This is a genomic window from Pseudomonas sp. P108, from assembly GCF_032613195.1.
GTDB lineage: Bacteria > Pseudomonadota > Gammaproteobacteria > Pseudomonadales > Pseudomonadaceae > Aquipseudomonas.
The window spans coordinates 1038349-1052647 of record NZ_CP126691.1 but is presented as its reverse complement, the minus strand read 5'-3'; the positions used below and the strand labels follow the sequence as shown (position 1 = coordinate 1052647).

The following is a 14299-nucleotide window of genomic DNA, read 5'->3' as shown; positions in this document are numbered from 1 at the left end:
AGCTTTAAGGCATTTACGCATTTACTGCCAGGACCGCGGCCCCTACCGTCGGGTACTGACCAGTTTCTGCGTGGGCCACCGGTTTGCCGTACGTACTGGATTGAGCTCGATGTAGCCAAACGTCTCCGGATGAGACGACGGCGCATTGAACAACACTAAAAAAAGAGGGAGCGTCATGCGCCATACCTTGGTTTTTTCCGCATTGCTGGGCGCCGGCCTGTTGGCCGCCTCGTCCGCCAGTTTCGCCGCCAGCAAAAGCCTGGTGTTCTGCTCGGAAGGCAGCCCGGCCGGTTTCGATACCGCACAGTACACAACAGCGACCGATAACGACGCCGCCGAACCGATCTACAACCGTCTCGTCGAGTTCGAAAAAGGCGCGACCAATGTCGTCCCCGGTCTGGCAACCCAGTGGGATATTTCCGAGGATGGTCTCAAGTACACCTTTCACCTGCGTGAAGGTGTGAAATTTCATACAACGCCGTACTTCAAGCCGAGCCGCGATTTCAACGCCGATGACGTGTTGTTCACGTTTAATCGCATGCTGGATGCGCAGCAGCCCTTCCGTAAGGCTTATCCAACCGAGTTCCCGTACTTCAACGGGATGAGCCTGAACAAGAACATCGCCAAGGTCGAGAAGACCGGGCCGCTGACCGTGGAGTTCACGCTCAACAGCGTCGACGCCGCGTTTATCCAGAACATCGCCATGAGCTTCGCCGCCATTCTGTCCGCCGAATACGCCGACAAACTGCTGGCCGACGGCAAGCCGAGCGATATCAACCAGAAACCGATCGGCACCGGGCCGTTCGTGTTCAAGAGTTATCAGAAAGACTCGAACATCCGTTACACCGGTAATAAACATTACTGGGATCCGAGCCGGGTCAAACTCGACAACCTGATCTTCGCGATCAACACCGACGCCTCGGTGCGCGTGCAGAAACTCAAGGCCGGCGAATGCCAGATCACCCTGCATCCGCGCCCTGCCGATGTTGAAGCGTTGAAGGCCGACCCGAAACTGCAACTGATTTCCAAGCCGGGTTTCAACCTCGGCTACATCGCCTATAACGTGCGTCACAAGCCTTTCGACCAGCTCGAAGTGCGGCAGGCGCTGGACATGGCGGTGAATAAACAAGGGATTCTCAACGCTGTTTATCAAGGCGCTGGCCAACTGGCCGTGAACGCCATGCCGCCAACCCAGTGGTCTTACGACGACACTATCAAAGACGCCGCCTACAACCCGGAAAAAGCCAAAGAGCTGCTCAAGGCTGCCGGCGTCAAGGAAGGCACCGAGATCACCCTGTGGGCGATGCCGGTGCAGCGTCCGTACAACCCCAACGCCAAGCTGATGGCCGAAATGCTCCAGGCCGACTGGGCCAAGATCGGTCTTAAAGTGAAGATCGTCAGTTACGAATGGGGCGAGTACATCAAGCGCACCAAGAACGGCGAGCACGACATCAGCCTGATCGGCTGGACCGGTGACAATGGGGATCCGGACAACTGGCTCGGCACGCTGTACAGCTGCGATGCCATTGGCGGCAACAACTATTCCATGTGGTGCGATCCGGCTTACGACAAGCTGATCAAAGAGGCCAAGGTCGTCACCGACCGCGACCAGCGCACCGTGCTCTACAAACAGGCCCAGCAATTGCTTAAACAGCAAGTGCCGATCACGCCTGTCGCCCACTCGACGGTCAACCAGCCGTTAAGCGCGAGGATTGAAGGGTTCAAAGTGAGCCCGTTCGGTCGCAACGTGTTCTCGGGTGTCGGTATCGATTAAACCAGACGATTAGCCGCAACGCTGAGGGGCGCTGTCTAGCCCCTCACGCAAGCGCTTTGCCGAAATTCGCCAATCCGGCTTTTTGCAAACGTTTGCGATGTGTGAATGAGTTCTAAACCAATAACCGGCATACCAAAAAAAGCCGGCATAAAAAGAAAGTAAAGGAGCTTCACCCATGAAACTGAGCAGCACCGCGATACTGGCCCTGGCCATCAGCAGCATCACCGCCACGGCGTACGCAGAACCTGCAAGTCAGGAGTTCGTCCCTACCACATTGGCCGGCAGTAGCGCCCAAAGCGAGGCCAAAGGCTTTATCGATGGACAAAGCCTGGGCGGCACAACCCGTAACTGGTACGCCAATGAACTGAAGCGTCGTGATGACCGTTTCAGCTACGTGAAAAACAGCGACAAGAACACTTCGCCAGTGGTCAAGACACCGACCCCGCGTCGTATCAACTGGGTGCAAGGCACCATCGTCAACTACACCTCGGGCTTCACCCAAGGCACCGTTGGCGTCAGCACCGAAGTCGCCGCTTACAACGCCATCGTTCTGGACCGTGACCGCAAGGACATCGCCGGCGGTTCCAACCGTACCCTGGCGCACTCCGACGGCGACGCTGTCGACCAGTGGAGCAAACTGGGTCTGGCCAACGTCAAGCTGCGGGTTTCCAACACCACGCTGACCGCCGGTCGCCAGAACTTCAGCACCCCGATCGTTGACGTCATCGGCAACCGTCCGCTGCCTTCGAGCTTTGAGGGTATTACCCTGCACAGCGAAGAGTTCAACAACCTGTCGTTCGACCTCGGTGGCTTCGACCGTGTTTCGCCGCGTACCGAGCAGAGCCTGTCGAAATTCCGCACCGAGTACTCGGCCACTGGCGTTGAGACCGACAAGGTCTACATCGCTGGCGTCAACTATCAGCCGTTCAAGAGTCTGAAAACCAGCCTGTACGGCTCCAACGTCGAAGACTTCTGGAACCAGTACTACTTCGGTGCCACCCACGAACTGGGTGACAGCCAGGTGCTGAGCCTGACCACCGGTCTGAACTACTACAAGACCGTCGACGAAGGCAAAAAGCTCATGGGCGAGATCGACAACGATACTTACTCGCTGTCGCTGGGTCTGGCTCACCAGGCTCACAGCCTGACCTTCTCGTACCAGGAAGTGAATGGCGACACCTACTTCGACTACCTGCACGAAACCAACGGCATCTACCTGGCCAACTCCCTGCTGTCGGACTTCAACGGCCCGAACGAGAAGTCCTTCCAGATCGCCTACGGCATCAACATGGCCGAATATGGCGTGCCAGGCCTGAAGTTCAACATCTACCAGGCACGCGGCTGGGGCATTGACGGTACTCACTACCGTGGCACCGCCTACACCGACCCGGGCGCCAAGCGCGGCGACCTGAGCCTGATGGACGGCGAAACTCACTACGAATACGGCATCGGTGCTTCCTACGCCGTGCAGAGCGGCCCGCTCAAGGCCACTGCGATTCGCGCGACGTACACCACGCACCGCGCCAGTGAAAACCAGGCTGACGGCAACATCAACGAGTTCCGTCTCGTGACCACGATTCCATTCAACATCCTGTAAAAACGCCAGTCGACGGCTGACTCATGATGAGTCGGCCGTTCGGCTTTTTGTCTTCAACCGATTGCAGAGGGTTATCGATGAAAATGCTTCCCCTACGTGCGGCCATCGCGGCTGCGTTGCTGAGTGTCGCTGTCGGCGTCTCGGCCAAACCCTTGGTGGTCTGCACCGAAGCCAGTCCGGAAGGCTTCGATATGGTCCAGTACACAACTGCAGTCACGGCGGACGCTGTGGCCGAAACCATCTTCAACCGTCTGGTGGACTTCAAGCCCGGCACCACGGAAATCGTTCCGGCCCTGGCAGACACTTGGGACATCAGTGAAGACGGTCTGACCTACACGTTCCACCTGCGTAAAGGCGTCAAGTTTCACACCACCGAATACTTCAAGCCGACCCGCGACATGAACGCCGACGACGTGGTCTGGAGCTTCCAGCGTCAGCTGGACCCGAATCACCCGTGGCACAAGCTGTCGAGCGTGGGCTTCCCGTACTTTGAAAGCATGGGCTTCAAAGAACTGCTCAAAAGCGTCGAAAAAGTCGACGACCAAACGGTCAAGTTCACTCTGACCCGCCGCGAAGCGCCATTCCTGGCCGACGTCGCGATGCCGTTCACTGCCATCTACTCCGCCGAGTACGCCGATCAGCTGCTCAAGGCCAACAAGACCGGCGACCTCAACAACAAACCGGTCGGTACCGGCCCGTTCATCTTCCAGCGTTATGCCAAGGATGCGCAGGTGCGCTTCAAGGCCAACCCGGATTACTTCCGTGGCAAGCCGCCGGCCGACGCGTTGATTCTGGCGATCGCCACCGACAACAACGTGCGCCTGCAGAAGCTCAAGGCCAACGAGTGCCAGATCGCGCTGTATCCGAAACCGGATGACATCCCGAGCATCAAGAAAGACGACAAGCTCAAGGTCGATGAACTGAATGCGATGACCGTTTCGTACATCGCCATGAACACCCAGCACAAATACATGAGCGACGTGCGTGTGCGTAAAGCGATCGATATCGCCTTCGACAAAGCGGCTTACGTCAACGCGCTGTTCGGCCCGGGCAATGCGACCGTCGCGGTCAACCCGTACCCGGACACGCTGCTGGGCTACAACCACGACCTGAAGAACCCGCCACGTGACCTCGACAAGGCCCGCGCCCTGCTCAAGGAAGCCGGGGTTCCGGAGGGCACCGTGTTTACCCTGTTTACCCGCAACGGTGGCGGCCCGACCAACCCCAACCCGATGCTCGGCGCGCAAATGATGCAGGCTGACCTGGCGAAAGTCGGGATCAAGATCGACATCCGCGTGATGGAATGGGGCGAAATGCTCAAACGCGCCAAGGCCGGCGAACACGATATGGTCTCGGCCGGATGGGCGGGCGACAACGGCGACCCGGATAACTTCCTGACGCCTATGCTCAGTTGCGAGGCGGCAAAAAACGGCGAGAACTACGCGCGCTGGTGCAACGAGAAATTCCAGACGCTGCTGGATGAAGCACGGGCTAAAGTAGATCCGGCCGAACGCGCCGCGCTCTACGAACAGGCGCAAGTATTGTTTAATCAGGATCAGCCATGGATCAGCATGGCCCACACCAGGATGTTTACCGCAATGCGCAACAACGTAGAGGGCTATCACATCAGCCCTCTCACCACTAATAACTTCGCCACCACCCAGGTGAAGTAGATAAGAAACTCCCGGTGTCCCTGACCCCAGGGACACCGGGCACGCCTAACCGGCTGATGAGGTACCACACACGATGTTTAGTTTTATTGCCCGCCGACTGGGGTTGTTGATCCCCACGTTTTTCGGCATCACCTTGCTGACTTTCGCGTTGATTCGCATGATTCCGGGCGACCCCGTGGAAGTGATGATGGGCGAACGTCGGGTCGACCCCGAAATGCACGCTCAGGCAATGGAACGCCTAGGTCTGAACAAACCGTTGTATGCCCAGTATCTGGACTACATCGGCAAACTGGCTCAAGGCGATCTCGGCGAATCCCTGCGTACGCGTGAGAGCGTATGGACCGAGTTCACCTCCCTCTTCCCGGCGACCCTGGAACTGTCCATGGCCGCCCTGCTGTTCGCCGGCATTCTCGGGCTTCTGGCCGGGGTGATTGCGGCACTCAAGCGAGGATCGCTGTTCGACCACGGGGTGATGGGCATCTCCCTCGCGGGCTATTCGATGCCGATCTTCTGGTGGGGCCTGATCCTGATCATGTTCTTCTCGGTGAGCCTGGGCTGGACCCCGGTTTCCGGACGGATCGACCTGCTCTACGACATCGAGCCACGCACCGGTTTCATGCTGATCGACACGCTGCTGGCCGATGACGTCGGGGCGTTCTTCGATGCCCTGCATCACCTGATTCTGCCGGCCATCGTCCTCGGCACCATTCCGCTGGCAGTGATCGCGCGGATGACCCGTTCGTCGATGCTCGAAGTGCTGCGCGAAGACTACATCCGCACCGCCAAGGCCAAAGGCCTGTCGCCGTCGCGCGTGGTGTTCGTCCACGGTCTGCGCAATGCGCTGATTCCGGTACTGACCGTGGTCGGCCTGCAAGTCGGCACCCTGCTGGCCGGTGCAGTTCTGACCGAAACCATATTCTCCTGGCCCGGCATCGGTAAATGGCTGATCGAAGCCATCGGCGCCCGGGACTACCCGGTTGTGCAAAACGGCATCCTGTTAATCGCCTGCCTGGTGATTCTGGTCAACTTCGTGGTGGACATCCTCTACGGCTTTGCCAACCCACGCATCCGTCATCAGCGCTGAGGTCCATACCATGAGCACTCCAACATCCTCAGTAGCCACGTCCGCCCCAAGCGCGGATCAAAGCCTGCTGTACCCGTCACCGTACAAAGAATTCTGGCAAGCCTTCTCCAAAAACAAAGGCGCGGTTGCCGGCCTGCTGTTCATGCTGCTGATCATCTTCTGCGCGATTTTCGCGCCGTGGGTCGCACCGCATAACCCTAGCGAGCAATACCGCGACTTCCTGCTGACGCCGCCGGCGTGGCTCGAAGGCGGGCAGATGCAGTTCCTGCTCGGCACCGATGAACTGGGGCGTGACCTGCTGTCGCGTCTGATCCAGGGCTCGCGCCTGTCGCTGCTGATCGGTTTGTCGTCGGTGGTGATGTCGCTGATTCCGGGGATTCTGCTCGGTCTGTTCGCCGGTTTCTTCCCGAAGATGATCGGCCCGACCATCATGCGTCTGATGGACATCATGCTGGCCCTGCCATCGCTGCTGCTGGCTGTGGCGATCGTCGCCATCCTCGGCCCTGGCCTGATCAACACCGTGATCGCCATTGCTGTGGTGTCCTTGCCGTCCTACGTGCGTCTGACCCGAGCCGCCGTGATGGGCGAACTGAACCGCGACTACGTGACCGCCGCGCGCCTGGCCGGTGCCGGTCTGCCACGTCTGATGTTCATCACCGTGCTGCCGAACTGCATGGCGCCGCTGATTGTTCAAGCGACCTTGAGCTTCTCCTCGGCGATTCTCGATGCCGCCGCACTGGGCTTCCTCGGCCTTGGCGTACAACCGCCAACCCCTGAGTGGGGCACCATGCTGGCCTCGGCCCGCGACTACATCGAACGCGCCTGGTGGGTAGTCAGTCTGCCTGGTTTGACCATTTTGCTCAGCGTGCTGGCAATCAACTTGATGGGCGACGGTCTGCGCGATGCGCTCGACCCGAAACTCAAGAACGCCGCCTGAGGAGATTCCCATGTCACTGCTAGAAATCAAGAATCTCAACGTTCGCTTCGGCGACAAGACCGCGACCCCGGTAGTCGATGGCCTCGACCTGAAAGTCGACAAAGGCGAAGTACTGGCCATCGTTGGCGAGTCGGGTTCGGGCAAATCCGTGACCATGATGGCGCTGATGGGCCTGATCGAGCACCCCGGCATCGTCACCGCCGACTCGCTCAGCTTTGACGGCAAAGACATGCTCAAACTGAGCAACCGTCAGCGTCGGCAGATCGTCGGCAAAGACCTGTCGATGGTGTTTCAGGATCCGATGACCGCGCTGAACCCGAGCTACACCGTCGGTTTCCAGATCGAAGAAGTGCTGCGTCTGCACCTGAAAATGTCCGGCAAGCAAGCGCGCAAACGTGCGATCGAGCTGCTGGAAAAAGTTGAAATTCCGGGCGCCGCCAGCCGTATGGACGCCTACCCGCACCAACTGTCCGGCGGTATGAGCCAACGCGTTGCGATCGCCATGGCAATTGCCGGCGAACCGAAACTGCTGATCGCCGACGAACCGACCACGGCTCTGGACGTGACGATTCAGGCGCAGATCATGGATCTGCTGCTGGCGTTGCAGAAAGAACAGAACATGGGCCTGGTGCTGATCACTCACGACCTCGCCGTCGTGGCAGAAACCGCCCAGCGCGTCTGCGTGATGTACGCCGGGCAAGCCGTTGAAGTCGGGCAGGTGCCGCAACTGTTCGACATCCCGGCGCACCCGTACAGCGAAGCGCTGCTCAAGGCGATTCCCGAGCACAGCCTCGGCGCCTCACGCCTGTCGACCCTGCCGGGTATCGTTCCGGGCCGCTACGACCGTCCGCAGGGTTGCCTGCTGTCGCCGCGCTGCCCATACGTGCAGGACAGCTGCCGCGCGCAGCGTCCAGGCCTTGATCCGAAAAGCCACAGCCTCGCCCGCTGCTTCTTCCCGCTGAACCAGGAGGTGGCGTAATGGCCGTCGTACTTACCGCCCGCGACCTGACCCGTCACTACGAAGTCTCCCGTGGCCTGTTCAAGGGCCATGCGACCGTGCGCGCACTGAACGGCGTGTCGTTCGAACTGGAAGCCGGCAAGACTCTCGCTGTTGTCGGCGAATCGGGCTGCGGCAAATCCACCCTCGCCCGTGCGTTGACACTGATTGAAGATCCGTCCTCCGGCTCGCTGAAAATCGCCGGCCAGGAAGTCGCCGGCGCCGACAAGGCCCAGCGCAAGCAACTGCGCAAAGACGTGCAGATGGTCTTCCAAAGCCCATACGCCTCGTTGAACCCACGGCAGAAAGTCGGTGACCAGCTCGGCGAGCCGCTGCTGATCAACACCAATCTCTCCGCCGCCGAGCGTCGCGAGAAAGTCCAGGCGATGATGAAGCAGGTCGGCTTGCGCCCTGAGCACTATCAGCGCTATCCGCACATGTTCTCCGGCGGTCAGCGTCAGCGTATCGCCCTGGCCCGGGCGATGATGCTGCAACCGAAAGTGCTGGTGGCGGATGAACCGACTTCGGCATTGGACGTGTCGATTCAGGCGCAGGTGCTCAACCTGTTCATGGATCTGCAGCAGGAGTTCAACACCGCGTACGTGTTCATCTCGCACAACTTGGCGGTGGTGCAACACGTGGCCGATGACGTGATGGTGATGTACCTCGGTCGCCCGGTGGAACTGGGTCCGAAGAACGACATTTACGAGCGTCCGTTGCACCCCTACACCCAGGCGCTGCTGTCGGCGACCCCGACCATTCACCCGGACCCGAACAAGCCGAAAATCAAGATCGTCGGCGAACTGCCTAACCCGCTGAACCCGCCGCCGGGCTGCGCTTTCCACAAGCGCTGCCCGTACGCGACCGAGCGTTGCAGCAGCGAAGAGCCGGCCTTGCGTCAGCTCGACAGCCGACAGGTGGCCTGCCACTACGCCGAGCAGTTCCTTGATGGCGCGGCCTAAAAACCGCCCTGAAACAATGTGGGAGCGAGCCTGCTCGCGAAAGCGGTGAATCAGTCACCATTAATGTTGACTGAGATGACGCCTTCGCGAGCAGGCTCGCTCCCACAGGGGATGTGAGTTATTCCTGAGTTAACCAAACCCCTTCCACCCCGATTGCGCATCAGTCGAGGCAGAAGGGGTTTTCTTTTGCCTGCGATTTACGTCTGGCTATCGCCTTCGTCGTCCGGTTCATCAGTGGTCGAGTCGTCATCATCGGCGCTGCCACCCTGCCCCTGATCGCCCGGCTCGGACTCGGACTTGGCAAGCATCAAACCGCTATGCCCGACCTGCCCGTTGAACGCCTGAGAATCGTGATCCTCGCACTCGGCCCAGGCCGTCGCGGTGCCGAGGGACAGCATGACCATCACTTTCAACAGCAATAAAACCCGTAGCAACCTGCTTTTCATAGCCGACTCCATCCATTTTCAGGTGAGACATTTGTGCCTGACTGGCGCTGTGTGAAATCTAGTTCCAATCCATCGGGTTCACCAGATAGGACGCTAACGAGCACGCAGAAATGCCCTCGACAGACAGATTGCTTTCGAATAACGCCAATCGCCGGATCAGCTAAGCGACCGGGCGCAGGCGCGTGGCCTGCCAAGTCAGCGGGATGGAAATCAACACCATCAGCGCACTCGCCAGCCACACACTGTGGCCACCGAATTGACCGTACAACTGGCCACTGAGTACCGGTGACAACAGCGCACTCGCGCTCCAGCTCATAAAGAACAGGCCGAAGTACTGACCGCTTTTGCCGCCCTGGGCAAAGTGCATGGCCAGCACATTCAGCGGCGGCATGAAAAAGGCCTCGCCCAAGGTCCAGATCAGCGTCGACACGCAGACGTAAAACAGCCCGGAACCGAACGGCAACATGCCGAGCCCGCAGGCCAGCAACACACTGCCGAGCAGCATTTGTCGACGCATGCCCCAGCGCTCGCCCCAATGCGACAGCGGAATCTGCAGGGCGATCACCAACAACGCATTGAGGCCGAACTGCCAACCGATGGCCTCAGTGCTCAGGTGGTAGTAATCACGCAGATAATTGCCCAGCGTGCTGTAGACCGTGTCGAACGCGATGCCAAGCACGGCCGTCGCCGCCAGCAACCAGAGGAACGGTTTGTCGCGATGCGGCACCCCGGAACCTGCGTCGTCCGTGGACTTTTCGTCATTGATCAGCACCGGTCGACGCCACGTAGTGCGGACAAACCACATCAAGGCCAGCAACGTCATTGCCGCACTGCCGAAAAATACCCAGCGAAAATCAGCCTGCGCCAAAACCCCGCCCGCCACACCGGCGGCGGCCATCCCAAGGTTGCGCGCAACCCGACTCAACGCCTGCGCACGCGAGCGCTGCGCCACCTCGCAATATTCCATGATCAGCCGCTGATGCAGCGTGCGAATAGCCCCGTCGATGCCCCCGCTGAGCAACAGCAATGCCGCCAGCAACGACACCTGCGTCACCAGCCCCAGCAGAATCAGCACCCACACCGAAACAAAGAACAACGCCGCCGTCAGCCGTGCCGTGCGCACATGATCACTGAGCCAGCCACCGAGCATCGACCCGACCAGCAACCCCGCGCCGTACGCCGACAACAACCAGCCAACCGTCTCGATCGCCAGGCCCAGCTCCTGACGCAGATACAGCGCCATGAACAGCTTGACCATGCTGCTCAGGCGATTGATGAACAACAGCGCCGCGAGCACCCAGGCCATCACGCTGAAATAGCCGTTCAGTCGTAGCAAGTGAGTCAGGCGACTCGTCATTCCATTGACCTCTCAAAGCGACTTGCGTGGAGCTGGAACACTAACGGCCAGCAGGCGGGTTGTCGCGTTCAAGTGCATCGAGATCGCGAAAAACCGAGTCGTCCTACAGCCATTGCTTGCGATAAACCCGTGCCGAAGATCAAAAGCCCCTCACCCTAACCCTCTCCCGGAGGGAGAGGGGACTGACCGAGGTGTTTGCGCGAGCTACGCCGACGTGAAATACCGAGTCAGAACTCAGATTCTGAAACAGATCAAAAGCACCCTCACCCTAGCCCTCTCCCGGAGGGAGAGGGGACTGACCGCGTGGACTGGAAGAGATACGCCGACTTGGGATACCGAGTTGAACTGAGATTTTGAATGCCCACAAATCGGCTCCCTCTCCCTCGGGAGAGGGCTGGGGTGAGGGGAAAATTCACCACAAATCCAAAGCCGACCACGCCGTGCTCTTCACCACTCAACAGGATGAGCGTTAGCTCGGCTGCAGCTCTTGATCTGTAGGGCGACGTCGGAAGGCTGAGTGGAGGGATTGATCCGGGGGTGGGAGCGCAGCGACCGTTTGGCGCAGCCAAACACAGCGGGAAGAAGTTTAATCAAGCAAACCGCAAGAAACTGCCAGGAGTTTCGTCGGATTAAAGAACCTGCGAACGGGTCCAGACGTATGTATTGTTAACGGTAAATACCCAACGCTGATGCCCTCATATAAGCCTGCGGCTGAACACACTAAGCCGCAGGAACAAAACCGATGAGTTTCTTTCATTGATTATTTCTTATGACGAAAATTTCGCTCGGATGATTTGTCCTCGGGCCCGTCAAACCTGAATTTCATTAACGCTGTTATTTTGCGTTGCCGTTCGGATGTCGGGGACTTTGCAGTAAATTCAAAGTCCATTTTAACCACACGCTCTTCCAAATTAATCAAGCCTTTGTAATTGCCCGACACCGCTTCCCATGTCTCCCAATCATCGTGAGGATTGAAAAACGCATGGAACTTCCGATCTGTACCAAACGCACCCTCGACATCTTGACTTTTTTCAATATCATCGAACTCAAAATAAACAGAATCCTTATTTCGAGTTCCCCCGCCCACCTGGCCTCGACCATTTGGGTTGATTACAAACCAGCCCGAGCCTACTACTGGATTGTATGCAACTCCATCGATCTTGAATTCCATATGACCAATTGGTTTAAGATGCGGAGGTAGTTCATTACTGTTAGACGTAGTGACTTTCATGGTGCTTCTCCGGATAGTTTCAGGGGTATACCCTCGATGCTTATAAGCGCTACACCGTATCAGCGCCACTGTAAGACCTGACAGTTGACATCTCATTTTAAATATGCAGAAGGCACTAAATTAAATGCCCGTTTGGCTGCTTTAGTTTTTGTTTCCATGCCAACTTCAAAGTCGAAAGCTCCTCTTTGGAACGCCGATGAAGACCTGCTCTCTGAGGTAGCGGAACAAAGCCGCCAAAACCAACAGGCAAAAAAAAAGCCCCCAAGGCCTACACCTCAGGGGCTTTCGAACAAACCAGCTCAGAGCTTAGTGATGCTCACGCGTCGCACGGAATTTCACATCCGGCCAACGCTCTTCCATCAACGCCAGATTAACCCGCGTCGGCGCAAGATAGGTCAGGTGACCACCGCCATCGACCGCCAGGTTCTCCACAGCCTTGTTGGAAAACTCCTCAAGCTTCTTCTTGTCGCCGCATTCAATCCAGCGCGCGGAGTACACAGTAATCGGCTCGTACGAGCACTCAACCTTGTATTCCTCCTTCAAACGGCTGGCGACCACATCGAACTGCAGCACACCGACGGCGCCAAGAATGATGTCGTTGCTGCGCTCCGGGAAGAACACCTGCGTCGCACCCTCTTCGGCCAACTGCTGCAGACCCTGACGCAACTGCTTGGACTTCAGCGGATCACGCAGACGCACACGACGGAACAGCTCCGGCGCAAAGTGCGGGATACCGGTAAAGCCCAGGGTTTCACCTTCACTGAAGGTGTCGCCGATCTGGATCGTGCCGTGGTTGTGCAGACCGATGATGTCGCCGGCAAAGGCTTCTTCAAGCTGCTCACGCTCGGAGGAGAAGAACGTCAGGGCGTCGCCGATGCGCACGTCCTTGCCGGTACGCACGTGGCGCATCTTCATGCCTTTCTCGTACTTGCCGGAGCAGATACGCATGAAGGCGATGCGGTCGCGGTGTTTCGGGTCCATGTTCGCCTGGATCTTGAAGATGAAGCCGGAGAACTTCTCTTCGACCGGCTCGACGGTACGCTCGTTGGCCACACGGGCCAGCGGACGCGGCGCCCAATCAACGACAGCGTCGAGGACGTGATCAACGCCAAAGTTGCCCAAAGCAGTACCGAAGAACACCGGGGTCAGCTGACCGTCGAGGAATTCCTGCTGATTGAATTCGTGGCAGGCGCCCTGAACCAGTTCCAGCTGTTCGATGAAGCGGTCGTACTCGTCGCCCAAATGCGCGCGGGCTTCGTCGGAGTCGAGCTTCTCGATGATCTTGGTTTCGGTGCGTTCGTGACCGTGACCGGCGGTGTAGACAATGATGTAGTCGTCGGCCAGGTGATACACGCCCTTGAAGTCGCGGTAGCAACCGATCGGCCAGGTGATCGGCGCCGCTTTGATCTTCAGCACGGCTTCGATCTCGTCGAGCAGTTCGATCGGGTCGCGAATGTCACGGTCGAGTTTGTTGATGAAGCTGACGATCGGCGTGTCACGCAGACGGCAGACGTCCATCAGCGCAATCGTCCGTGGCTCGACACCTTTACCGCCGTCGAGGACCATCAATGCCGAGTCGACCGCGGTCAGGGTGCGGTAGGTATCTTCGGAGAAGTCTTCGTGGCCCGGGGTGTCGAGCAGGTTGATCATGTGTTCGCGATACGGGAACTGCATGACCGACGTGGTAATGGAAATACCCCGCTGTTTCTCCATCTCCATCCAGTCGGATGTCGCATGGCGATCGGATTTACGGGATTTCACCGTACCGGCCACTGCAATCGCCTTGCCCATCAACAGGAGCTTTTCGGTGATCGTGGTTTTACCGGCATCGGGGTGGGAAATAATGGCGAAAGTGCGGCGTTTCGCGACTTCGGCGGCCTGGTTGGTCATGGGAAATCGCCTGGCGGTGATTCAAAAAAGGGCCGCGATTATAGCCCAACTCGATGCAATAACCGAACCGTTGAGCACATTAAGGGTGGCCAAATGCTGCCGCAGATGGGAACCTTTTAAAGCACGGAGACGTCCATCCCCTGTTACGAATTTTCGTCAGGGGCTGAAAAATCAGCAAGTTAGCCTGACGAGGCTGCGCTCATGGCTCGCTTTCAGACCGCTTTTTGCCGGTGCTGAGGGAGCTGCTTCTCGCGAACGTTTATTCCCGGCAGCCATGTATGGCATGCCACACGGGAGAGCGTTCGCCGACTACAAAAAAAGGAGTCCGCCTGTGGCTATCCGCTATGGCAA

The 14299-nt window shown here is 58.4% G+C and carries 11 protein-coding genes; 7 read left to right on the top strand and 4 right to left on the bottom strand.

Annotated features, from left to right (window positions below; translation table 11 throughout):
- The first annotated feature begins 175 nt into the window (after positions 1-175).
- The 7 genes from QOM10_RS04410 (at position 176) to QOM10_RS04380 (ending at position 9024) form a co-directional block, all read left to right on the top strand.
- Complete coding sequence (locus QOM10_RS04410) at positions 176-1774, top strand: ABC transporter substrate-binding protein (RefSeq protein WP_316917673.1); 1599 nt, start codon at positions 176-178, stop codon at positions 1772-1774.
- 175 nt (positions 1775-1949) lie between these two features.
- Positions 1950-3371: an OprD family porin gene (locus tag QOM10_RS04405; RefSeq protein ID WP_127925813.1), complete on the top strand. Its 1422-nt coding sequence runs from the start codon at positions 1950-1952 to the stop codon at positions 3369-3371.
- A 77-nt stretch (positions 3372-3448) separates the two neighbouring features.
- Positions 3449-5044, top strand: a complete 1596-nt coding sequence (locus tag QOM10_RS04400; protein ID WP_127925812.1) for an ABC transporter substrate-binding protein — start codon at positions 3449-3451, stop codon at positions 5042-5044.
- 73 nt (positions 5045-5117) lie between these two features.
- Entirely contained in the window at positions 5118-6128 is a 1011-nt protein-coding gene (locus tag QOM10_RS04395; protein ID WP_007917620.1) for an ABC transporter permease subunit, read from the top strand.
- Between the two features lie 10 nt (positions 6129-6138).
- On the top strand, positions 6139-7065 hold the full coding sequence (locus QOM10_RS04390) for an ABC transporter permease subunit (protein ID WP_027610812.1): 927 nt from the start codon (positions 6139-6141) through the stop codon (positions 7063-7065).
- A gap of 10 nt (positions 7066-7075) precedes the next feature.
- Positions 7076-8044 (top strand): ABC transporter ATP-binding protein, encoded by a 969-nt coding sequence (locus tag QOM10_RS04385; protein ID WP_095125386.1) that lies wholly within the window; start codon positions 7076-7078, stop codon positions 8042-8044.
- Positions 8044-9024 carry a peptide ABC transporter ATP-binding protein gene (locus tag QOM10_RS04380; protein ID WP_127925811.1) on the top strand — a complete coding sequence of 327 codons (981 nt, stop codon included), beginning with the start codon at positions 8044-8046 and terminating at the stop codon, positions 9022-9024. Before QOM10_RS04385 ends, QOM10_RS04380 begins: the two co-directional genes overlap by 1 nt.
- 197 nt (positions 9025-9221) lie before the next feature.
- Here QOM10_RS04380 and QOM10_RS04375 read toward each other — a convergent pair whose 3' ends face one another.
- The 4 genes from QOM10_RS04375 to QOM10_RS04360 form a co-directional block, all read right to left on the bottom strand.
- On the bottom strand, positions 9222-9470 hold the full coding sequence (locus QOM10_RS04375; protein WP_127925810.1) for a hypothetical protein: 249 nt from the start codon (positions 9468-9470) through the stop codon (positions 9222-9224).
- Positions 9471-9630: 160 nt separating this feature from the next.
- Entirely contained in the window at positions 9631-10827 is a 1197-nt protein-coding gene (locus QOM10_RS04370; RefSeq protein ID WP_160038277.1) for an MFS transporter, read from the bottom strand.
- A gap of 760 nt (positions 10828-11587) precedes the next feature.
- On the bottom strand, positions 11588-12058 hold the full coding sequence (locus QOM10_RS04365) for a hypothetical protein (protein ID WP_127925808.1): 471 nt from the start codon (positions 12056-12058) through the stop codon (positions 11588-11590).
- 306 nt (positions 12059-12364) lie between these two features.
- A complete protein-coding gene (locus QOM10_RS04360; RefSeq protein ID WP_316917672.1) occupies positions 12365-13948 on the bottom strand; it encodes a peptide chain release factor 3 in 1584 nt (527 codons plus the stop codon).
- Positions 13949-14299 lie beyond the last annotated feature (351 nt).

Coding starts and splice junctions, on each gene's coding strand:
- QOM10_RS04410 (WP_316917673.1), top strand. CDS start 176: ATGCGCCATACCTTGGTTTTTTCCGCATTGCTGGGCGCCGGCCTGTTG.
- QOM10_RS04405 (WP_127925813.1), top strand. CDS start 1,950: ATGAAACTGAGCAGCACCGCGATACTGGCCCTGGCCATCAGCAGCATC.
- QOM10_RS04400 (WP_127925812.1), top strand. CDS start 3,449: ATGAAAATGCTTCCCCTACGTGCGGCCATCGCGGCTGCGTTGCTGAGT.
- QOM10_RS04395 (WP_007917620.1), top strand. CDS start 5,118: ATGTTTAGTTTTATTGCCCGCCGACTGGGGTTGTTGATCCCCACGTTT.
- QOM10_RS04390 (WP_027610812.1), top strand. CDS start 6,139: ATGAGCACTCCAACATCCTCAGTAGCCACGTCCGCCCCAAGCGCGGAT.
- QOM10_RS04385 (WP_095125386.1), top strand. CDS start 7,076: ATGTCACTGCTAGAAATCAAGAATCTCAACGTTCGCTTCGGCGACAAG.
- QOM10_RS04380 (WP_127925811.1), top strand. CDS start 8,044: ATGGCCGTCGTACTTACCGCCCGCGACCTGACCCGTCACTACGAAGTC.
- QOM10_RS04375 (WP_127925810.1), bottom strand. CDS start 9,470: ATGAAAAGCAGGTTGCTACGGGTTTTATTGCTGTTGAAAGTGATGGTC.
- QOM10_RS04370 (WP_160038277.1), bottom strand. CDS start 10,827: ATGACGAGTCGCCTGACTCACTTGCTACGACTGAACGGCTATTTCAGC.
- QOM10_RS04365 (WP_127925808.1), bottom strand. CDS start 12,058: ATGAAAGTCACTACGTCTAACAGTAATGAACTACCTCCGCATCTTAAA.
- QOM10_RS04360 (WP_316917672.1), bottom strand. CDS start 13,948: ATGACCAACCAGGCCGCCGAAGTCGCGAAACGCCGCACTTTCGCCATT.